Below are 22,240 nucleotides of genomic sequence, written 5' to 3'. Positions count from 1 at the left end.
ATTCCTTTCATCAAAAATGAGGGCATCCCTGCCCTCATTGTTACATCACTGGCTTATGACTCAGACAAGGTTTAAGCATTTTTCACTCGGCGTTGAATCAACACAGTCAAAATGCCCACGATAATGGTGCCAACAATGAACAAGAAAGCCGCCGAGGCAATCGCAGGGCTGATGTTTTCACGAATGGTCGAAAACATTTGGCGCGCGATGGTGCGTTGATTGGGACCTGCCACAAACAAACTCAACACCACTTCATCCAAAGATGTGGCAAATGCCAACACGCCACCTGAAATAATACCCGGTCCTGCCAAAGGCAAAGTCACACGTGCCAAAACCGTTTTAGGACTGGCGCCCAAACTTTCTGCCGCCAATTCCACACGAGTATCAATGCCAGCCAAAGAGCCACTGACACTGATGAATACCAAAGGAATCGCCACCACAGTATGTGCAATGATCACGCCAATATAAGTATTGGCCAAGCCCAATTGACCGAACAACAACTGCATGCCCACACCCAAAACCACCGCAGGAATCACCATCGGCAAGATGAAGATGGTACGAATCGGACCTGACAACATGATGCCTTGATGGCGCAAACCCAAAGCCGCCATCGTACCCAATACCGTTGCCAAAACAGTCGTACCAAAACCAATAATCAAGCTATTGATGATAGAACGCTTCCAAGCTTCATTGGTAAACAACACTTCAAACCAGCGGGTAGACCACTCAGGCACGGGATAAGTCAAAAAGCCGCCTGAAGTAAAACCCAATGGCAAGATGGCCAATAAAGGTGCAATCAAGAAAGTCACGATTGCAATGGCAAATAAAATTTTAATGATTTTTCCCATTATGCTTTCCTTGGTTTGTCATCGGTCATACGAGCGTAGACAAAATACAAAATCAAACACGCTACCAACAACACCATGCCCAAAGCGCCTGCCATGCCCCAGTTGGCTGCTCCCATTGCGTAGTAAGCAATCACCGAGCTGATCATTTGGTCGCTCGCACCACCAATCAAAGCTGGCGTAATGTAATAACCAATGGCCGTCATGAACACCAACAACATGCCAGACAAAATGCCACGCAAACTCAACGGCAACAAAACTTTCAAAAATGCGCGCCAAGGTGCAGCACCCAAAGAAGCGGCAGCTGGCATTAAATTTTTAGGAATGTTGGACACCACGCTGTAAATAGGCAAGACCATGAATGGCAACAACACATGCGTCATGGCAATGACCACACCAGTGCGGTTAAAAATCAATTGCAAAGGCTCAGCGGCCAATCCCAAAGTGGTCAACACGCCATTGATCAAACCATTGTCTTGCAACAAGATAAACCAAGCAGCAGTACGCACGAGCAAAGACGTCCACAACGGCAACAATACCGCACCAAACAAAATCGCTTTGGTCCAGCCACTGCTTGAAGCCAACAATACTGCATAAGGATAACCAATCAACACACAGAAAATGGTTACCAATGCCGCAATCCAAAACGTGCGCAACAACATTTCTTGGTTGGCCGATTTACCATCAGGCATGCTGACAATTTTGCCTTCTACATTACGCTCCATGTCCACTGCAGCCAATAAGAATCGGTCTGTCACTGGTGAAGACAATTTATCTATCGCGTGCCAATATTGAGGCTCACTCCAACGCTTGTCTATCGTCTCTAAATCCGGTGGCGTATCAGAAGCTTTCACCACATTCAAAGTCTTGGTAAACAAAGTACGGAAACCAGGTTGCTCACTGTTGAGTTTGCGTACCATGTCACCGATTTTTTGTTGGTCTGTTTCTGCTTTTAAATCCGTCACCAACCCTTGTTTCATTTCCAAAGTTGGTGGCGATTGTTTGTCCCAATTACCAATGATGTCAGTGGTTTCTTTTAAAACGACCAAAACCGCATCGTCAGACACAGACTGTTTCATCACAACGGTGATGGGCCAAATAAAAAATGTCAAAATGAATAAAATCAGTGGCGCAATGAGCAAGTACGCACGGGTTTTTTTATTGGCTAATATATTCATGATGTCATGGTCCAGCAATCGTTGGCATTGAAATTGGCCACCACTTCAGAACCAATATCCCATTCGCTGGTTTTGCGACCCAAATGCACCACAAAATTGTGGGCTTGTTCGTCCAATTGAATGCGCAAATGGTCGCCCAAATACACACTGTCTTTGACTTTAGCATGCAAGCTGTTTTGTGCACCGCTACAAGACGAACTCAAATCAATGCGGCCTGGACGCACTGACACCAAAGCTTCTTGACCCACTTTGAAATGCTCTTGTGCTTGTACCGTAATATCTTGACCTTGTTTGGTACGCACAGTGGCCAACTCGCCATTGACAGCGGCAATTTCACCTTCAAACAAATTGGTTTCACCAATAAACTCCGCTACAAATCGTGTAGCAGGATGGTCATAAATCTCACGAGGAGTGCCGATTTGTTCGATTTTGCCTTTGTTAAACACCGCAATACGGTCTGACATCGTCAACGCTTCTTGTTGGTCATGCGTCACAAACACAATGGTCAAACCCAAAGTTTTGTGCAACTCACGAATATCCAATTGCATTTGTTCGCGCAATTGTTTGTCCAAAGCACCCAAAGGCTCGTCCATTAAAACCACTTCAGGCTCAAATACCAAAGCACGTGCCAACGCAATACGCTGTTGCTGGCCACCTGACAATTGCGATGGTTTGCGGTCTTTCATTGGCAACAATTGCACCATTTCCAAAGCTTTGGTCACTTTGGTTTGGATATCTGCTTTGGAAACGCCACGCATTTTCAAAGGAAAAGCAATATTGTCACCCACGCTCATGTGCGGGAACAGAGCATAGTTTTGGAATACCACACCGATATTGCGCTTGTAAGAAGGCAAATCGTTCAAAGATTTTTCATTCAACCAAATGTTACCGCCAGTTTGTCCTTCAAAACCAGCCAACATCATCAACAAAGTGGTTTTACCTGAACCAGATGGACCTAACAGGCTGATAAACTCACCTTTTTCGATATTTAATTCAAGATTTTCAATGATTTTTACATCACCATAAGACTTGCTAATGTTTTCAAAACGAATGTGGTAATCGCTCAAAATCGACTCCTTCAAGGCGTGACCATACTCTTCCAACCACCTGAGGCGGTCGGAAGTTATTTTTATGTCGTGTTATATTATTTAGACAACCAAGCGTTAAAGCGCTCAGTCAACTCTTCTGAGTTATCGATCCAGAAATCACCATTCAAGAAAATGGCATCTTTTTGGTTAGCAGGCGTGGTTGGTAAATCTTTAGAAAACTCGGCAGGCACGTTAGGAATAGCAGCCTTATTGGTCACACCGTAAGCAATATTATTCATAGGCATTTTCACTTGATTTTCAGGCAAGCTGGCAAATGCAATCAAATCCATCGCAGCATCTTTATTAGCAGCGTCTTTCAAAATCACCCAGCTATCGATGGCATAAATGCTTTCAGGCCATACCATTTTGAAATTGCGGTTTTCGGTTTTGTTCAAACCAGGAATACGGCCACTGTAAGTGGATGCCATCACCACTTCACCCGAAGCCAAAAATTGCAATGGCTGCGCACCAGCTTCCCACCAAATCAAATGCGGCTTCAATTCATCCAATTTTTTGAATGCACGATCCAAGCCTTCAGGTGTGGCCAAGACGGTATACAAATCTTCTTTTTTCACGCCATCTGCCAACAAAGCAAATTCCAAGGTGTATTTAGGACCTTTGCGCAAAGCACGTTTGCCTGGGAATTTTTCCACATTCCAGAAGTCCGCCCATGATTTTGGCGCTTCTTTTAATTTGTCACCATCATAAGTCAAGATAGTAGACCAAACCATATTGCCTACACCACAATCACTTGCAGAACCGTCAATGTATTTGTCTTTGCCACCGAGTTTGTCCCAATCCAATTTTTCAAACAAACCATCGTCACAACCGCGGATTAACTCTTCCACTTCTACTTGTACAATGTCCCAGTTTGGATTACCGCTTTGAATTTTCGATTGCAAAATACCATAACCACCATCATAAGACTCTTCCAATACAGGTTTGCCTGTTTGATTTGCAAATGGTGTGAAGTAAATTTGTTTGAACACTTCTTGCGTTGTGCCACCGAAACCAGCCACAGTCAAATCACGCTTGCCGCCTGAAGTTGTGGCCGCTGCGGGAGCGGAACTGCTGTCAGACGTCGCCGCCGCTGGCGTTGAAGAAGAACCACCACCGCAAGCAACTGCTGTGGCCAAAGTACCTATTAAAAGTGCCAAGTGAGTCAATTTCATTGTAATGCTACCTTCCCGTTTGATTAAAAGATAAAAACAATTTACAAAACAAATTACACATCCATCTTTAATACTGATTGCACAAATACACTGTGCTTATTAGGAGGCTTGATAATAAAAAACCATTGCTATTGATGGTCATTTTTATAACCAAACCCTCTTTTATAACAGCCCAACAAGATTTTGCTCTTTTACTTCTTTACACCTTACTTCAAACCGCAGCAGCCATTAACATGGTCTTATTTGATATTCACCAAACACTGTTTTTGCAAAGCAGCGCTCAATGTTTGAATGAAAATTTCAATGTGTGATGCTGTGAATGTCAATGGAGGGCGAATCTTCAACGTGTCCATATTCGGACCACATTGGCTTAACAACACGCCATGTTGACGCATGTCATTGACCACAAATTTGGCACGTTCTGCCGCTGTTTGTGTGTCTGTTGCTGCCAATTGCACTCCCCAATACAAACCTTTGCCACGCACTTCGACCACGCCCAATTCTTTCAAACCCAGCAAAGCTTCTTGCATGGTTTCACCCAATGTATCCACTTGCTCAGGTAGATTGCGTTGCTCCAATTCATTCAACACCGCCATACCCACTTTCATCGCCACAGGATTGCCGCCAAAAGTATTGAAATAGCGGCCTGTATCGGCAAATGTTTGCACCAAATCACCTTTGGCAACCACGCCAGCCAAAGGATAGCCATTGCCCATAGGTTTACCCATAGTCACAATATCGGGCTTGAAACCTGCGCTGACAAAGCCCCACCAGTCCGAGCCCAAACGCCCAAAGCCTGCTTGTACTTCGTCGGCAATAATAAGCAAACCCGCTTCTCGTGCCGTATCAATGCCCAAACCCAATAAACCTTCATCAGGTGCAAAAATACCATCACTGGCAAAAACCGTGTCTATTAACAAAGCACTGGGTTTGATATGAGCGTCCTGTAAACTTTGTATTGCCGCTCGAATCTCTTGCGCAAACGCTTGCGCTGCATCCTCGCTTTGGGTTAATGGCGGCTGCACCACACGCACGAAATCGCCAATCGCACCCAAAGACGGCGACAATTGCGCCAACAAATGCGTCACGCCATGGTAAGCATTCGCTGTCACAATCACACCTTGTCCACCTGTCACGGCAAACGCCATCCGCAAAGCCAAATCATTGGCTTCGCTGCCGGTACATGTGAACATCACCCGATTCAAATATTTGGGAAAATGTGCCAACAAACGCTCACCATAATCCAACACCGCATCGTGCACATAACGGGTATGCGTACACAAAGTTTGCGCTTGCTCGCTCATCGCTTGCACCACTGCACCATTGCAATGGCCGACCACTGGCACGTTGTTATACGCATCCAAATAACGGCGGCCTGTATGATCGGTCAACCATACATCTTCGCCTTGCACCGGAAACAAAGGCTCATCGTAAAACAAGCGGTAAGCTGGACCTAAAATAGCGCGGCGCTCTAACAAATTTTCTATTGAATCACTCATGATGTACTTTCTGATGCGTAACGAGATGCCACAAACTCATGCTGTAACAAAGCTGCCAACACCGCTTTGGCATGAGCCGTACCACGTAAAATATATTCCGCATTTTCAGGAAAACGTTGCGCTCGCCAAGTGGTAATGACAATGCGCTGCACCAAACGGGCAACAATGACATCCATCAACAAATCTTTTTCAACATCATCCAATGAGCAGACCGATTCAAATCCAGCCACAATTTGTTGCAATGAAGTTTGCATCTCCAAATTTGTATCCAATGCATACGAAGCAGCAATGCCCAACTCCACCACGCGCGGCGCTTTGACCATGTCACCAAAATCCAAGACCCCATCAATCGCACATTCATTATCTGCACTCACCACCAAATTGCTTTGCGATAAATCACCATGAATGGCATATTGCGGTAATTGTTGTAATTTTGGTAACACCACAGCATTGAAATGTTTGAAAAAACTCAAAATGAATACATCCAAAGTTTCCACACCCAAAACCTCTTGCGCCCAAGATTCCAAATGACTCAAACGCATCACATCCCACAAAATCACTCGCTCCAAAATTGGATGCTCAAACGTCTGCAAAGCGGTAGAAATGTTCGCAGCAGTCACACCGAAAGCACGTTGCAACTCATATGTCATCGCCACTTGATTGACAGGAATGCCCTCTAAAAACGTGTAAGCACGCACATTCCAAGCCTGTTCACCTTGTTGATAACATTCCCAGTCATTGCCTGTTTTACTGGCAATGGCCACTGGCGTTTTGACTTTACATGCTTGTTTTTGTAAATGTTTTAAAACTTGAACCTGTACATCAATTTCCGCTAGTTGCTCACTTTGGCTAATGATTTTCAATACCCACAAATGATTTTGGTCTGTTTTCAATAAAAAATTTTTATCACGCTCGCCAGCCAAACTTTTAACCTGTGCCACAACATCATAATATTGCTGTGCAATATTGGCAGCTTGCTGATTATCAACTGTGGGTGGTGCTTGCATCAGAAATTGTTTGGCACCTTCATCCTCGCCAATTTCACTATACGAAACAACATCATTTTTAGCTGGCATTCAATTTCACTCTATCGAATTAACATGGAAACCAAAAAAATCCTGTTTGCATCAAAAAGAATTTTTTTTGTCTTACTGTGTTTTCAGTATAGGCAAATTGATGCATCATAAGCAATAAACATGAAAACCTTAACAAAAGTTAAATATTTAAGATTCTGTTTTAAAACAAAAAATAAATTTGCATTTTTTAGCCGATGCATCAATTCTACAAATGAGCCTAATTTAGCAATAGGGAAAAACTATGGAAAATACGCTTGATATGGTGTTACACGAGCATGACAACAAAGGGGATTGGATTTATACCCAACTCTCCCGAGATTTGATGAATGGTGTTTTACTGCCTAACGAGCGTTTGAAAATCAGAGAACTGGCACAAGCCATGGGCACCAGTGTCACACCCGTGCGCGATGCGTTGTTGCGCTTGGTGCATGAAGGGGCTTTGAGTTTGTCATCACAACGCGATATTCGCGTGCGCAATTTAAGCTTACAAGAATATTTGGAAATACGCAGCATCCGTTTTGAATTGGAAGGTTTGGCGGCTGCCAATGCTGCTTTAAATGCCACCGTTCAAGACTTGAACAAATTAAAACATTTGGTCGCACAAAATGAAATTTCCCTCAGCAACAAAGACTACAAAATGAGCATCGCTTTGAACCAAAACTTTCATTTTGAACTGTGTGACATTGCCAATATGCCGATTTTGATTAATGTATTAAGGCAATTGTGGATACGCATTGGTCCATTGATTGCTCAAGCTTACCAACATGGTGAACGCAACATGATCAATTACCATTATTTAATCCTAGAAGCCTTAGAAAACAAAGACCCACAAGCGGCTCGTGTGGCAATACAAGCAGATTTGATGTCAGGCGGGCACTTATTATTGCAGATGAAAGAGGCTGAACAAAATCTCAAATTGAGTGAAAACCAAGCCATGATTTAAAAACTCGCTTCAAAATCGTTTACTTGAATCCATTTGTATCACAGAGCATCTAGTCAATCATAAAACGCTCTGTGATACATTCCGACCTTGCGCTATCCGTCACTCTCATCCAATCGTTTTTCAAGCACAAAGACCTCAAGCATCTTAGAAGTCCTGTTAAAATACGTGCCATTGAATACTTGGCAAGACCAGGCCATTGGCAGGCTACAATCGGCCATGCAAAAACAGTCTCGTCTTGCTACTCTGAAAAAATAGAATGGCCAATATGAATGATTTGATTGTTTTGAACAAACCCTATGGTGTAATTTGTCAATTTTCTGAACATGAAAAACACCCCACTTTAAAACAATATGTGAATGTGCCTCATTTTTACCCTGCAGGCCGCTTAGATACCGACAGCGAAGGCTTGTTATTGTTAACTAATAATGGCAGCTTACAAGCGCGCATTGCCAATCCAAAATTCAAAACCGTGAAAACCTACTGGGCGCAAGTAGAAGGCACACCAACAGAAGAAGCTTTGAATCAATTGCGCCGTGGCGTGGATTTGGGCGATTTTGTGACCCGTCCTGCCAAAGTGCGTTTGGTTACCAATGAAGAAGCTGCAAAACTGTGGGAACGCAATCCTCCAATTCGCGTGCGCAAATCGATTCCTGACACTTGGATAGAAATCCAAATTTCTGAAGGCAAAAACCGCCAAGTGCGCCGCATGTGTGCCAAAGTGGGTTTGCCATGTTTGCGTTTGGTGCGTGTTGGCATCGGTTCCATCAATTTGTTTGAATTGGGTTTGGAGTTAGGACAATGGCAATACAGTACTGAACATCCATAATAGAATCCTTAAGCGTCCTGAAATGTTTGACATGATGATTGAAGATAGGAATGGCATTTGAACGTTTTGATACTCAGCGCGCGTGCGCCAGTGGCCTTGGAATGGGCCAGACATTTTCAGGCCGCTTCTTGGCACGTTTTTTTAGCCGATCATCAAGCAGGTCGGCTCAGTTGCCAAAAAGTATTGCCGCACACTTTCATTCCCACGCCAGCTGCCGCTCAAAATCCTCACATCTACATTCAAACTTTGGCACAAGCCATACACACACACAAGATTGATTGGTTGATACCGACTTGCGAAGAAATTTTTTACATCGCCAAATTTCAAGCTTTATTGCCGTCATCTTGCCGTATTTTGTGTGCAGATTTTCAGATACTGCAAAATTTACACAATAAATATGTGTTCAATCAATTGGCTCAAGATTTGGGTTTGCATGCACCTGCCACAGTCCGCTTGCAAAACAATCAAGATACCTCATGGCAAATGGATACAGCTCGAATTGTCAAACCATTGTTCAGCCGTTTTGGGCATCAAGTATTGGCCTTATCGCCATATCAAACTATTCCCACACACATTCCTTTGAATGGCTCTTGGTTGGTACAAGAATGTGTACAAGGGCAAGAATATTGCAGTTATAGCCTTGCGATTTCAGGACGCTTGCTGGCACATCAAAGCTATCAAGGTTTGTACCGTTATAAAAAAGGCGCCAGTTTTTATTTCGATCCCATTGTGCATGCAGGCATACAAACACAAGTAGAACGCGTGGTTCAAGCTTTGAATTTCAGTGGTCAAATCAGTTTTGATTGGATGGTCAATCATGACCATCAAGCTTATGTTTTGGAATGCAATCCTAGAGCCACCAGCGGTTTGCATTTATTGCCACACAATGGTTCTTTGCTGAATGCGTTATTAAATGAAACACCCATCGCCAATTATCAGCCCAAAGCAAAAATGTTATTGCCCATGATGTATTTACATGCCTTGCCTCAAGCAGCGGCTCAAGGAACGCTCAAAAAATGGTATCAAGATTACCAACGTGCAGATGATGTTCTACAACATTGGTCGCATCATGTGGGCAGTTTACAGGACGCTTATTATTTTTATCGTGTGTGTCGCCAACAAAACATCCCTTTGGAAGCTGCAACGGCTGTCGATTTTGCGTGGAATGGAGATTGAATATGCAAGCCATACCATCTGCCTCATTATTGGGTTTACACCAACATAGTGAAGCATTCAAAAGCATTATGTTAAAAAACGATTTAAATACCCTGATTCGAAATACCGACCAAGTGGAAATGGCGTTTTTACCATACCAAAAAAATGTGTTGCCAATGACGGTTTGCCACAGCGATGCCGCGCAAACTTGGGTGGTGTCGCCTTTGAGTACTTACATTGACTATGCGCAAGAAGAAAGCCTGCGCAATCTGTCTCCTCTGCTCGCTCGCGCTATTGGAGCGGTTTTAAGCGGCCTGAAAGTCTTTTTGCGCCGCCAACATTTTGCGCGGGCGGCGATGTTGAACAATTGGCTGGTCAGCACCAATTTGTACCCTGAATTTCATGCCGATGCCATCAATACTTGCATGAATCAAGCCATACGGCATTATCCGCATCATGCACTTTGGTGGCGTTCGTTGAATTTTTGTCATCACGCACCATGGCTGCATTATTTGCAACAACAAGGTTGTTTGTTGATTCCAAGTAGGCGCATTTTCTTATTGAGCAATGTGCAACACGCGCAAACACAACACCAAGATTGGCGCAACGACCGACGTTTACAACGCCAAACCAAGCTGACTTTGCGCCAAAATCACGAATTTGGTGCTGCGGACTATGCAACCATAGCGACATTGTATGCACAATTATATTTGGACAAATATTCTCGTTTGAATCCCGAATACACAGCCACATATTTACAACAATGGCATCAAGCAGGCTTAATTTATATGCAAGGTTGGCAAGATGAAAATCAGGTTTTACAAGGCATTGCAGGCAGCATTCACAATACCCAACAATTGACCACACCAATTTTCGGTTTCAATACCGATTTGCCACACAAACAAGGCTTATACCGCTTGAATAATTTGGTCGCTAGCGACCATGCCATTGAACACAATTTACAATTGAATTTGAGCGCAGGCGCAGGACGCTTCAAGCAAAATCGTGGTGCGGTGCCACACATTGAATACAGTGCCGTTTATGCCAAACACTTACCCATAGCGCAACAACAGGCTTTGAAAATGGTGCAAGCCATCAGCCATTACATTGGCAAACCCATGTTGGAAAAAATGGATTTGTAACTCACCTTTGAACTTGAATGCGGCGGCGTTTTTGGCTCATGGGAATGTCGGGCAAGGTCAAACTCAATTGCCATTGCAAGGCTGCCACATTCACGCCTTGCTGTTGTAAAAACACTTTTAAAGCGTCCTGTAAACGGTTTAAAGCCAGCATATCCACCACTTCTGCGGCCAAAAACACGTTATTGTCGCTTGTTTGGGTCAATTGGTAATCACAAACTAATGGCAAATTTTGAGCCATGATGCGCTCCAACGCATCGGCAAACACCGATACCACGCCACCGCCCACCTTAGGCAATGCCAACACATCGTTCAAACGCCCTTCTATTTGGCTGATGACGCGCGTCACCTGCCCACACGGACAAGGACGAGGATCGTTGTGCAAAATGTCGTCCAAACGGTAACGAACAATCGGCTGCGTGGTGCGGCTAAAATCAGTGATAATCGGTATAAATCGGGTTTCATCCAACCATTCAGGCTCCACCATCAACAAAGCTTCATTCAAATGCAGCCGCCCATGCGTGCATGTCACCGCCAAAAAACCTTCTGTGGCTTGATACACTTGCTGCACATGACCCAAGACTTCTGTGATCAATGCCGCATCGCGCTCACTCAACACTTCCGCCGCAGAAATCACTTGTTTGGGCTTCAAATCATGCTCGCCACGCTGTTTGGCCAAAGCCAAAGCACGCAAGACTTGAGCAGGTGCCACGATAATAGAGGGTTGATAAGCTTGCAATTGCTGCAAAATATTATCAAATGGCTGCAATAAGTCGAAAAATTGAAATGCAATAAAGCGATTGTCTATGGTTTCATACAAATTATTGTTCGCCCGCAAAACCAAAGCCACTCGTTCGCCTGCCAACAAGCCTTGCGGCAACAGTTTGGCCAAAATCACACCCGCCCAATGGGCTTGCTCTGCCTCAGACACCACAAAAACCCCTCGTTGGTGGCTGGTGCCTGAAGACAAACCCACGCTAAAGCCTTGCAAAGTCGGCGCAAAATCACGCTCTTTTTCTGCCCGCATCGCCACAGCAAAAGCGTCCTGTAAACGCAGACCTGCCGTATTCATCGCATCAAAATGTTGCAACATCACCGCTTTGTTCATCAACGGATAATCTGCCAAATCTTGTCCGACATAAGGCTTGAAATACGGACTGTGAATCAAAGTGCGCTGAGCAAATTGTTGCCATTTTTGTTGTTGATAAGATTCTAACGCTTGGCGAGTTTGAAATGACAAACGCTTGGTTTGCCAATACGACCACAATAATCGCAACAGTTTCATGTTGCCTCCTGATGGCTCAAATGAATGGTGAGCGCAGCACGCTCATCCAATTGGCGCAAAGTGTGCAAGGTTTGTTTGAAAGCTTGAGCGTTGTCCATGATTAAAAAACTCGGAGCCGCAGGCAATTTCCATTCACGATAATTGTCTTGATGCCAAGCAGCATCTGCCGCCAGCAAATGCCAACCATCGTCACACAATACCAAAGCACCCATATGCCCCGCCGCATGCCCGGGCAAGGCCACCAGCAACACTTCGCCACCGCTATCGGGCACAACATAAGCGTCCTGTAAAGGGCGCAAAGATTGCGGCAAAGCAATTTTCTTGCCTTGCTCCATATACCACAGCCTTTGTTCAACATCGCTAGGCATGACATCGGGCACAAAACCTTTGATGAGCGCGCGCAAACCACGCAAACGCCGCACTTGTTGCCAACCTTTGCCATGAACAATTAATGGAATTTTGGGAAAATCTTTCAGGCCGCCTATATGGTCACCATGAAAATGCGACACGATGATGCCGCTCAAATCCTGCGGCTGTATGCCGCGCTCACGCAATTGCACCAACATCGCTTCAGATTCATTGAAAAACACAGGCGTGACTTTGCGATACACAGCAAACAAACCGTGTGCGGTAGCATCCAAAAAATGGTGGGCATAACCTGTGTCAAACAGCCACATTTTGCCACGCGCTTGAATCAAAAACACTTGCGCTGGAAATTCACACGAACCCAAGCCGCTGCCACGCACCGCCATACAGGACGCATGGGTACAAAATCCTGCTTTGAATGTTTGAATGCTGGCCATATTTGAATTCAATCCGCTTTGAAAGCTTGCGCTGTTTTGACAATGGCATCATGCATATTGCTTACAGGACGGTATGCCAACACATTTTGCGCTTGCGTGTTGTCCAAAACCATATCAAACGACAAGGCGCCGATAGAATAAGGGGTGAACACAGGTTCTTTGCCACTGATATTGGCCCACGCTTGCGCCAAAGTCGCCACTTGTTTGGCCAACACATACGGCACTTTTTGAATGCGCATGTCTTTACCCAAAGCTTGAAACAATTCTTGCAACACTTGCTGCAAAGACCACGGCTCTTGGTTGGTAATATTGAACACGCTGCCCGAGGCAATGTGTGGACTGATGCTGGCCAAACGCATCGCTTCGATGACATTGCCCACATACGTCAAATCCATCAAAGTATCGCCACCTCGCGGCAATTTCAGCACGCCCTTGCCTTGTTGATGCAATTGCAATAGGCGTGGAATCAATACCCTGTCGTATTCCCCAAAAATCGCACGTGGTCGTAGCATCAAATATTGCGTGTATGGAAAAGCCGCCACTGCTTTTAAAACCGCCTGCTCTGCCAAATATTTGGTCGAAACATAATGATTGGCCCATTGTTGCGCCAATTGTGTTTCACACACACCCCGTCTGTGGCTAAAATCAAAATACAAAGATGGCGTAGAAATATGGATCAATCGAGAAATCTTCAGGCGGCCTGCGGCCTGTAACAAAGTCTCTACCGCTTGCACATTGATGGCATAAAAATCATCATAAGCTCCCCACGGCGATGACAAAGCCGCACAATGCCACACCGTATCACAGCCTTGTAACAAAGCTTCTGCTTGATGGGCATACATTTGGGTTAAATCAACAGCGTGAATGTGTACGGTGGCACTTTTTAAATGCTGCAAATGCTCGATATGGCGGGCAATGGCAACCACTTCAATATTGTGCTCAATTAAAAAATCCAAAGCACTGCGACCCAATCCATGGCTTGCACCTGTCAACAAAACTTTTTTCATAAGCTTAACACCATCCCTCCCATAGCAAAGCCTGCGGCAGTGCCGATGAGCAACACTTTTTGACCTGATTGGGTTTTGCCGGAGCGGTACAATTCATGTAACGCCATTGGCATGGAGGCGGCCACTTGATTGCCGTGTGTGGCATAAATATCGATGATTTTTTGGCTGTCTAGCCCCAAACGATTTTTCAAATGTTCCATAGACAAATGGCTCGCTTGATGCGGCACCACCCAATCGACCTCATGAAATGTATAAGGCAAATCACTAAACAGATTGTGAATGAAAGCAGGCAATAATTGTGAAGCCAATTTGAACACAGGCTTGCCCTGCATTTGAAAATAATGGTCGGTTTCAAGCAAACCCATGCGCGGATTGCGCTGCGTACCACCTGCTTTGATTTGACAAAACGTGCGTCCAACAGGATGTACTTCCAAGCGTTGCGCCACACAAGCGGCAATACCATCGCCCGCTTCAACAATCACTGCCGCCGCCCCATCACCAAAAATAAAAGACGATTCAGCGTCATCCCAATTCAAGCCACGCGACGCAATTTCTGCCGAAACAATGGCAATGCGCCGATAAACCTTGGTTTGTAGCAAAGCTGCGGCCTGAAACAAAGCTGTCATGAAACTGATGCAACTGGCATTGACATCAAATGCAGCCAAACCATTTTTTAAACCCGCAGCTTGAATCACTGCGCTGGCCGTATTGGGCAACACTTGCTCAGGAATGGCGCTGGCACATATTAATAAATCAATGCTGTTGGTATCTATACCATGATGTTGACAAGCGTCCTGTAAAGCTTCAGCGGCCAACTGAGATTGGGTTTGCTCAGCACTGGCAAAATAACGCCACTGTATGCCGGATTTTTTGGCAACTGTACCTGTTTGCAAGCCCAAACGAGCATCCAAATCAGAAGACAATAGGCGTTCGCTGGGCAAAGCTTTGCCCGTGGCGATAATGGACAATGGCAGTTTCATGGCGCGACTTTACATGTAAAACGGGATTTAATCATGCCATAGCATACCTTAAATCCCGTCATTCACATCAAACCAGCCGCATATTTTGCTACTGCACTATTCAATATTTTGTACTTGTTCACGCATTTGCTCAATCAACACCTTCAATTGCATCGATGCATTGGTGCATTCAATGGCAATGGCTTTGCTGCCCAAAGTATTGGCTTCACGATTCAATTCTTGCATTAAAAAGTCCAAACGCTTGCCCACCGCGCCTTTGCCTTCTTGCACAATGCGCGTCACTTCAGCAATGTGACCTTTCAAACGGCTCATTTCTTCATCGACATCGGCTTTTTGCATGAAAATGGCAAATTCTTGCTTGATGCGATCGTCTTCCATATTTTCTACTGCTTCACGCAAGCGTTGTTCGGTTTTTTCCAAATGCGCTTGAACCAAACTTGGAAAAATACCTTGTAAATCGTCAACCACTTGCGTCATTTGCGCCAAACGTTCTAACAAATGTTGCGCCAATTTTTGACCTTCACGCACGCGTGATTGATTGAATTCTGTCAAAACTTGTTGCAATAAAGCCAAGACAGCGGCCTGTAAACCTTCTGCATCGGTTTGACTTTGTTGTACCACGCCAGGAAAACGCAAAATGTCTGCCACACTCAAAGCCTGTAAATGCGGGTATTGTGTCGACAAATCGCTGTTGATGGCAGCCAATTCTGCAACCAGGCTTTGGTTCAAATGCAAACCATGTTGCTGAGCCACCGCTTGAATGTAAATGCGGCATTCCAATTTACCACGCGCCACCGATGCGGCAATGTTTTCACGCATTTTGCCTTCGATGACACGCAAATCGTCCATCATTTTGAATTGCAAATCCAAATAACGGTGATTCACCGCGCGCAATTCCAAATTGATGCGCTCGCTGCCAAAATCTTGTTGGGCGCTGGCAAAACCCGTCATGCTGTTCATCATCATCAATACTTTCTAATGCCCAATCCAAAAACCGAGTCGCACATCAACACGGCCGTTATTAAGCATAAAATAAACAAATTCGGTTGCAATGCAAAATTTTCTTCTGCAATGCCGCAAAAAATTATGGAAATGGGCTATAATCCAAGCCTCTATTTATCATAAGCCCATTGCTATTTGTATGAATGCTGCCATTATCCGCCAACACCGCCAAGCAAATCAAATCCGCCCTATTTGCATCACCCCTCATTTCATGCCGCATGCTGAAGGCTCAGTATTGATTGAATGTGGTAATACCAAGGTCATTTGTACCGCATCGGTTGAAGAAGGCGTGCCAGGCTTTTTGCGTGGGCAAGGCTTGGGTTGGGTCACGGCAGAATACGGCATGTTGCCACGTTCTACCCATTCACGCATGCGCCGTGAAGCTGCAGCAGGCAAACAATCGGGTCGCACCCAAGAAATCCAACGCTTGATTGGACGTTCTTTGCGTGCGGTGGTAGACCGTTCTAAATTGGGCGAGCGTCAAATTTTGATTGATTGCGATGTGATTGCAGCCGATGGCGGCACCCGCACAGCCAGCATCACTGGCGCATTTGTCGCCATGCAATTGGCCATCAATGGTTTGCTTGCCAAGGGTTTGATTGCTGAAAATCCAATTATCGAAGCCATTGCTGCTGTGTCTGTGGGCGTGGTCGATGGTGTGGCTTTGTTGGATTTGGATTATCCAGAAGATTCAGGCTGCGATTCTGATGTCAATGTGGTGATGACACAAAGTGGCAAAATCGTTGAAGTACAAGGTACTGCCGAAGGTGCCACTTTCAGCATCAACGAACTGAACGAATTATTACAATTGGCCCAAAGTGGCATCAATGAATTATTGGAACATCAACAGCGTGCCTTGCAGTCACAAGCTGCCTGAGAGATTTTCAGAAACGACACCAATACCCTTGGTGTGGCACATGTCTGGTGCGTTTGACTCACATAGAAACGGAAGCAAAGAAACATGGCATTAATCGTACAAAAATACGGTGGCACATCGGTAGGTTCAACCGACCGTATCAAAAATGTCGCCAATCGCATTGCCAAATTCAAAGCAGCTGGTCACGATGTTGTCGTTGTCGTGTCTGCAATGAGTGGTGAAACCAACCGTTTGGTGGCTTTGGCTGAAGCCATGCAAGAGTATCCAGATCCCCGTGAAATGGATGTCATCTTGTCAACAGGCGAGCAAGTGACCATTGGTTTGTTGTCTATGGCATTGAAAAACATTGGTTTGGACGCTAAGAGTTATACAGGCTGGCAAGTGGCTGTCAAAACAGATACTTCTCACACCAAAGCCCGCATCGATAGCATCGATGCTGACCACATTCACGCTGACTTAAAAGAAGGTCGTGTGATTGTTGTGGCAGGTTTCCAAGGTGTGGATGAAAACAATGACATCACCACTTTGGGTCGTGGCGGTTCTGACACCTCAGCGGTGGCTTTGGCAGCGGCTTTGAAAGCGGACGAGTGCCAAATTTACACCGACGTAGACGGTGTTTACACCACTGACCCTCGTGTGGTTCCAGAAGCACGTCGTTTGAAAACCATTTCATTTGAAGAAATGTTGGAATTGGCGAGCTTGGGTTCAAAAGTTTTGCAAATTCGTTCGGTTGAATTTGCAGGCAAATACAAAGTGCGTTTGCGCGTATTGAGCAGTTTACAAGAAGGTGGCGATGGCACCTTGATCACCTTTGAAGAGGACGAAGACATGGAAAAAGCAGCAGTGGCAGGTATTGCCTTCGATAAAAACCAAGCACGTATCAATGTACGCGGCGTACCTGACAAACCAGGTATTGCATACCAAATTTTGGGTGCAGTAGCGGACGCGAACATCGAAGTGGACATGATCATCCAAAACGTGGGTGACGAAGGCACAACCGATTTTTCATTCACCGTACCTCGTGGCGATTACCAACGCACTTTGTCTATCTTGAACGAAGTTCAGAAAAACATTGGCGCAGCAACCGTAGACGGCGACAACACCGTATGCAAAGTGTCTATCGTTGGCGTGGGCATGCGTTCACACGTGGGCGTGGCGTCAACCATGTTCCGTACTTTGGCTGAAGAAGGCATCAACATCCAAATGATTTCCACTTCTGAAATCAAAGTATCGGTATTGATTGACGAGAAATATTTGGAATTGGCAACCCGCGTGTTGCACTCTGCCTTTGGTTTGGATGACCCTGAAAAAGTCGCTCAAGCTTAATTGACATGAAAATCGAACAGGGTTGCTCACACACAAGCAACCCTGTTTTTTTATACTCGTGCACAGAAGACTCACAATGATTTTAGCTTATATTGGTTTGGCCATTTTCATGATTGGCGGCATCGGTTCGTTGATTGCGGCTTTTAAAGTGCATATTGGTTGGTTTTTGGCCTGCTTGCTTTTGGCACCCGCCAGTTTGGTATTTTTAATATTGCATTGGCAAGACGCTAAAAACCCCTTTTTCTTGCAATTGGCAGGCCTCATTTTATTGGTAATCGGTGGCAATTTTACACAAACGGTATAATATCATTTGTATCATTTAATATATTGATAAGCGTCCTGTAAACTTTTACAGGACGCTTATCAAATGATTCAAAATGAATCACAACATTACAGCCAAAAATACACATAAGACAGACTGACATTCAACCACAAAATGAACGCAGCGTTCAAACTTACCCATTAGGTTGGATTCAAACTCAATGTTTCAAGCGACCTGTAAACTTTTTACAGGACGCTTGTTTCACCCAAACAATCTCAAGCTTGAAACCAGCGCAAGCGCAACGCATTGCTCAACACAAACACCGAGCTCAACGCCATCGCTCCAGCGGCAAGCATCGGCGACAGCAAAATACCGAAAAATGGGTATAAAATGCCCGCAGCAATCGGAATCAACGCGATATTATAAGCAAACGCCCAAAATAGATTTTGATGAATATTGCGCATGGTGGCGCGCGACAAAGCAATGGCATCCGCTACTGCTGTCAAACGCCCGTTCATCAACACCACATCAGCCGATTCTATGGCGATGTCTGTGCCTGTTCCCACAGCCAAACCCACATCGGCTTGTGCCAAAGCAGGCGCATCGTTGATGCCATCACCAATAAAAGCCACTTTGCCTTGATGCTGCAAGTCTTGAATTACCGCCACTTTGCCATCAGGCATCACTTCAGCCACCACTTCATCAATGCCCAATTGCCGGGCAATCGCTTCAGCTGTGACGCGATTGTCACCTGAAACCATCACCACTTTTAAGCCTTGTGCATGCAAAGCCGCGATGGCCGCAGGAGTGCTGGGCTTAATCGGGTCAGACACCGCCAATATTGCCGCCAACACCCCATCTATCGCCACATACAAAGGCGATTTGCCTGCCGCTGCCAAAGCCTTGGCTTGAACTTGCCACACGCTCACATCCAAACCCAATTGCTGCATATAACGGTCTGCACCAATGTGAATGTGGTGTGCATCGGTTAAAGCGGCAATGCCCAAACCTGTGTGTGATTCAAAATGACGCAACGAGGGTATATCAAGATGGGCTTTTTGAGCGGCCTGTAACAAAGCTTGAGCAATCGGATGCTCAGATGGTGATTCTGCGGCCGCCACCAATGACAAAACGTGTTCACGCTCAAAAGCGTCCTGTAACACCATATCCGTCAATTGCGGCTTGCCTTCGGTCAGTGTGCCTGTTTTGTCTACCGCCACCACGCTCACTTCTTGCAAACTTTGTAGCGCCGAGCCTTGACGGAACAAAACACCCAACTCAGCACCTCGACCTGTTGCCACCATGATTGAAGTCGGTGTCGCCAAGCCCATGGCACAAGGGCATGCAATGATTAACACCGCCACCGCATTGACCACAGCCAAACTCAAAGCCGCCTCGCCACCCAATAACCACCACAACGCAAATGTCAACAACGACAAAACCATCACCGCAGGCACAAACCACAACGTCACTTTGTCCACAGCGGCCTGTATCGGCAATTTATTGCCTTGCGCTTCGCTGACCATGCGAATGATTTGCGCCAACACAGTCGCGTCACCCACTGCTGATGCTTGTACACGCAAACTGCCTTGCTGATTGATGGTGCCGCCTGTAACGTTTGCACCCAAGTTTTTTTCAACTGGCATCGGCTCGCCTGTAATCATCGCCTCATCGACCCACGACTGCCCTCCCACCACCACACCATCGACCGCCACACGCTCACCTGGCTTCACCAACACCACATCATCCCTTTGCACTTGAGCAATGTCGACAGTCAATATTTGTCCATCGCGTTCAATCGTGGCCGTTTTAGATTGCAAATCGACCAAACGGCGAATGGCTTCAGAAGTGCGTCCTTTGGCACGTGCTTCCAAAACCCGACCTAACAAAATCAAAGTGATGATGACCACTGCCGACTCGTAATACACATGTCGCGCTTGCGGCGGTAATACATCAGGCAAAAATGTGGCGACCGATGAAAAACCAAATGCCGCCAAAGAACCAACTGCCACCAAACTGTTCATGTCAGGCGCGCCTTTGAACAATGCAGGCAAGCCTGTTTGCCAAAAACGACGTCCTGGCAATAATAAAACCAAAGCAGTCAATACGCATTGCAATAACCACGATGTTTGCATGCCAATATGGTGTGAAATCCAATGGTGAAAATCAGACCACAAATGCCCGCCCATTTCCAAAACAAACACAGGCACACTCAAGCCTAACGCCCATTTAAAATCTCGCTGCAATTGTTGTTGTTCCGCCGCTTTGCGTGCTTGCTTGTCCTCGTCCATACGATGAAGAGCGGCCTGTAAAGGCTTGGCAACATAACCTGCATCTTCAATCGCAGCGATGACATGAGCTTGGCTTGCCCAGCCTTGTACCACCGCTTGCTCAGTCGCCAAATTCACTTGGGCATCTACCACATTAGGCAAACGCTTAACCACACGCTCCACACGCGCCACACAAGAGGCACACGTCATACCTTCAACATCCAAAATCATCTGCGGCACCACCACGTGGTAACCTGCGTCCTCAATCGCATCAACCGCAAGAGGCAGTTGCGCGGTATCCATTTCAATCGTGGCCATTTCAGTTGTCAAATTCACTTGGGCATGGCTTACTTCGGGCAAACGGTTCAATGTCCGCTCCACTCGTGCCGAACAAGAGGCACACGTCATACCTTCAACATGTAACTGGATGATAGAAGCATTGGAGGATAAGGTTTTATTTACAGAGTCTGTTGATGTCATGGCTTACTCACTTGTCAAAACACCCGCACTCGGCGGGTGTTTGTCTTGGCTAAGATGGTTTATATCTTAGGGCGATGTTGGATTTTCCAACACTGATGAATTTTTTTATTGCGAAAATCTTCAGGCACAGATTGCTTGGAAATGTCTTTGACCACATAACGTTCGCTCAAAACCGCATCCAACTCAAACGTGCGCAAATTGTTTGAAAAATACAATACACCGTCTTGCGCCAACAATTTCATCGCGCCATCAATTAAGCGTTGTTGGTCGCGCTGCACATCCAAGATTTCCAACATTTTTTTGCTGTTAGAAAAACTCGGTGGATCCATCACTATCATGTCAAACTCTTTGCGATCAAAAAATGCATCGTCCAAATATTGAAATACGTCTTGGCGAACAATTTGGTGGCGGTTTTCATCCATGCCATTGAGTTCAAAATTGCGTTTGGCCCAAGCCAAATACGTGTTAGACAAATCCACAGTTTCACTGCTGATGGCGCCGCCTGTGGCTGCATACACCGTAAAGCTGCCAGTATAGGCAAACAAATTCAAAAAGCGTTTGCCTTGTGCCGCATCACCCACCGCTTTGCGCGTATTGCGATGGTCTAAAAACAAACCTGTGTCCAAATATTTTCCCAAATTCACCCAAAATTGGCGACCTTGTTCTACCACCACAAAGTCTTCGCCTGCCAACCCTGTTTTTTCGTATTGCTCTTCGCCTTTTTGACGTTTGCGCACTTTGACATACACGTCTTCAGGCGTAAAACCCGTGATGAAACAAATTGCCTCAATGGCTTCTTTGAGCCAAGCATCGTGGTCGTCTTTGTGCATCAACCAGCCCGTGTCAAATTCTTGCAAATGCACTTTGTCTTTGTACACATCCACAATCAAGGGATATTGAGGAATGTCACGTTCGTACAAACGAAACGCTTCAATGTTTTGGCGACGTGCCCATTTAATCAAATGTTTGGCATTTTTCCCCAAACGATTGGCAAAAGCGGTGATTTCAGACATGTAGCATCTATTTC

Annotated in this window: 20 protein-coding genes; 7 read left to right on the top strand and 13 right to left on the bottom strand. The window is 45.5% G+C overall.

The annotated features are described in order from the left end of the window. Positions 1–71: 71 nt before the first annotated feature. The 6 genes from ADP71_RS05035 to ADP71_RS05010 all read right to left on the bottom strand — a co-directional run bounded on the left by ADP71_RS05035 (position 72) and on the right by ADP71_RS05010 (position 6,858). On the bottom strand, positions 72–848 hold the full coding sequence (locus tag ADP71_RS05035; protein WP_104931635.1) for an ABC transporter permease: 777 nt from the start codon (positions 846–848) through the stop codon (positions 72–74). Beyond that, a complete protein-coding gene (locus tag ADP71_RS05030) occupies positions 848–2,023 on the bottom strand; it encodes an ABC transporter permease (RefSeq protein ID WP_019958953.1) in 1,176 nt (391 codons plus the stop codon). The genes ADP71_RS05035 and ADP71_RS05030 overlap by 1 nt, the downstream gene beginning before the upstream one ends. Next, positions 2,020–3,090, bottom strand: coding sequence for an ABC transporter ATP-binding protein (locus ADP71_RS05025; protein ID WP_019958952.1), 1,071 nt, complete (start codon positions 3,088–3,090; stop codon positions 2,020–2,022). The genes ADP71_RS05030 and ADP71_RS05025 overlap by 4 nt, the downstream gene beginning before the upstream one ends. Before the next feature lie 77 nt (positions 3,091–3,167). Next, complete coding sequence (locus ADP71_RS05020; RefSeq protein ID WP_019958951.1) at positions 3,168–4,283, bottom strand: ABC transporter substrate-binding protein; 1,116 nt, start codon at positions 4,281–4,283, stop codon at positions 3,168–3,170. Positions 4,284–4,522: 239 nt separating this feature from the next. Beyond that, positions 4,523–5,782 carry an aspartate aminotransferase family protein gene (locus tag ADP71_RS05015; RefSeq protein WP_104931634.1) on the bottom strand — a complete coding sequence of 420 codons (1,260 nt, stop codon included), beginning with the start codon at positions 5,780–5,782 and terminating at the stop codon, positions 4,523–4,525. Next, complete coding sequence (locus ADP71_RS05010; RefSeq protein WP_171460943.1) at positions 5,779–6,858, bottom strand: phosphotransferase; 1,080 nt, start codon at positions 6,856–6,858, stop codon at positions 5,779–5,781. Before ADP71_RS05010 ends, ADP71_RS05015 begins: the two co-directional genes overlap by 4 nt. Positions 6,859–7,099: 241 nt before the next feature. Here ADP71_RS05010 and ADP71_RS05005 point away from each other — a divergent pair, with 241 nt between their 5' ends. From ADP71_RS05005 to ADP71_RS04990, 4 genes are all read left to right on the top strand, one after another. Beyond that, entirely contained in the window at positions 7,100–7,801 is a 702-nt protein-coding gene (locus ADP71_RS05005; RefSeq protein WP_104931631.1) for a GntR family transcriptional regulator, read from the top strand. A gap of 265 nt (positions 7,802–8,066) precedes the next feature. Beyond that, positions 8,067–8,627, top strand: a complete 561-nt coding sequence (locus tag ADP71_RS05000) for an rRNA large subunit pseudouridine synthase E (RefSeq protein ID WP_171460942.1) — start codon at positions 8,067–8,069, stop codon at positions 8,625–8,627. A gap of 57 nt (positions 8,628–8,684) precedes the next feature. Continuing rightward, positions 8,685–9,803 (top strand): ATP-grasp domain-containing protein, encoded by a 1,119-nt coding sequence (locus tag ADP71_RS04995; RefSeq protein ID WP_171460941.1) that lies wholly within the window; start codon positions 8,685–8,687, stop codon positions 9,801–9,803. A 2-nt stretch (positions 9,804–9,805) separates the two neighbouring features. Then, positions 9,806–10,924, top strand: coding sequence for a hypothetical protein (locus ADP71_RS04990; RefSeq protein ID WP_171460940.1), 1,119 nt, complete (start codon positions 9,806–9,808; stop codon positions 10,922–10,924). 1 nt (position 10,925) lies between these two features. On the opposite strand, the gene ADP71_RS04985 is transcribed toward ADP71_RS04990, so the two are convergent. From ADP71_RS04985 to ADP71_RS04965, 5 genes are all read right to left on the bottom strand, one after another. Next, a complete protein-coding gene (locus tag ADP71_RS04985) occupies positions 10,926–12,206 on the bottom strand; it encodes a F390 synthetase-related protein (RefSeq protein WP_171460939.1) in 1,281 nt (426 codons plus the stop codon). Further along, a complete protein-coding gene (locus ADP71_RS04980; protein ID WP_104931628.1) occupies positions 12,203–13,009 on the bottom strand; it encodes an MBL fold metallo-hydrolase in 807 nt (268 codons plus the stop codon). Before ADP71_RS04980 ends, ADP71_RS04985 begins: the two co-directional genes overlap by 4 nt. A gap of 8 nt (positions 13,010–13,017) precedes the next feature. Further along, positions 13,018–14,016 (bottom strand): NAD-dependent epimerase/dehydratase family protein, encoded by a 999-nt coding sequence (locus tag ADP71_RS04975; RefSeq protein ID WP_019958942.1) that lies wholly within the window; start codon positions 14,014–14,016, stop codon positions 13,018–13,020. Beyond that, positions 14,013–14,996, bottom strand: coding sequence for a 3-oxoacyl-ACP synthase (locus tag ADP71_RS04970; RefSeq protein WP_019958941.1), 984 nt, complete (start codon positions 14,994–14,996; stop codon positions 14,013–14,015). The genes ADP71_RS04975 and ADP71_RS04970 overlap by 4 nt, the downstream gene beginning before the upstream one ends. A gap of 96 nt (positions 14,997–15,092) precedes the next feature. Then, positions 15,093–15,962 carry a YicC/YloC family endoribonuclease gene (locus ADP71_RS04965; protein WP_171460938.1) on the bottom strand — a complete coding sequence of 290 codons (870 nt, stop codon included), beginning with the start codon at positions 15,960–15,962 and terminating at the stop codon, positions 15,093–15,095. A gap of 175 nt (positions 15,963–16,137) precedes the next feature. Between ADP71_RS04965 and rph the strand changes: the two genes are divergently transcribed. The 3 genes from rph to ADP71_RS04950 all read left to right on the top strand — a co-directional run bounded on the left by rph (position 16,138) and on the right by ADP71_RS04950 (position 18,505). Next, positions 16,138–16,875, top strand: coding sequence for a ribonuclease PH (gene rph / locus ADP71_RS04960; RefSeq protein WP_019958939.1), 738 nt, complete (start codon positions 16,138–16,140; stop codon positions 16,873–16,875). Positions 16,876–16,959: 84 nt separating this feature from the next. Next, entirely contained in the window at positions 16,960–18,201 is a 1,242-nt protein-coding gene (locus ADP71_RS04955; protein WP_019958938.1) for an aspartate kinase, read from the top strand. A 76-nt stretch (positions 18,202–18,277) separates the two neighbouring features. Beyond that, positions 18,278–18,505, top strand: coding sequence for a hypothetical protein (locus ADP71_RS04950; protein WP_019958937.1), 228 nt, complete (start codon positions 18,278–18,280; stop codon positions 18,503–18,505). Between the two features lie 233 nt (positions 18,506–18,738). On the opposite strand, the gene ADP71_RS04945 is transcribed toward ADP71_RS04950, so the two are convergent. Both ADP71_RS04945 and ADP71_RS04940 read right to left on the bottom strand, forming a co-directional pair. After that, the gene (locus ADP71_RS04945; protein WP_104931627.1) at positions 18,739–21,213 is read right to left on the bottom strand and encodes a heavy metal translocating P-type ATPase; all 2,475 of its coding nucleotides are present in this window, start codon (positions 21,211–21,213) and stop codon (positions 18,739–18,741) included. Between the two features lie 59 nt (positions 21,214–21,272). Further along, complete coding sequence (locus ADP71_RS04940; RefSeq protein WP_019958935.1) at positions 21,273–22,226, bottom strand: class I SAM-dependent methyltransferase; 954 nt, start codon at positions 22,224–22,226, stop codon at positions 21,273–21,275. Between the last annotated feature and the right edge of the window lie 14 nt (positions 22,227–22,240).

The organism is Vitreoscilla sp. C1, from assembly GCF_002951955.2.
Classification (GTDB): domain Bacteria; phylum Pseudomonadota; class Gammaproteobacteria; order Burkholderiales; family Neisseriaceae; genus Vitreoscilla; species Vitreoscilla stercoraria.
The sequence above is the reverse complement of the archived record's forward strand: the minus strand, read 5'-3'. Positions and strand labels throughout refer to the sequence as shown.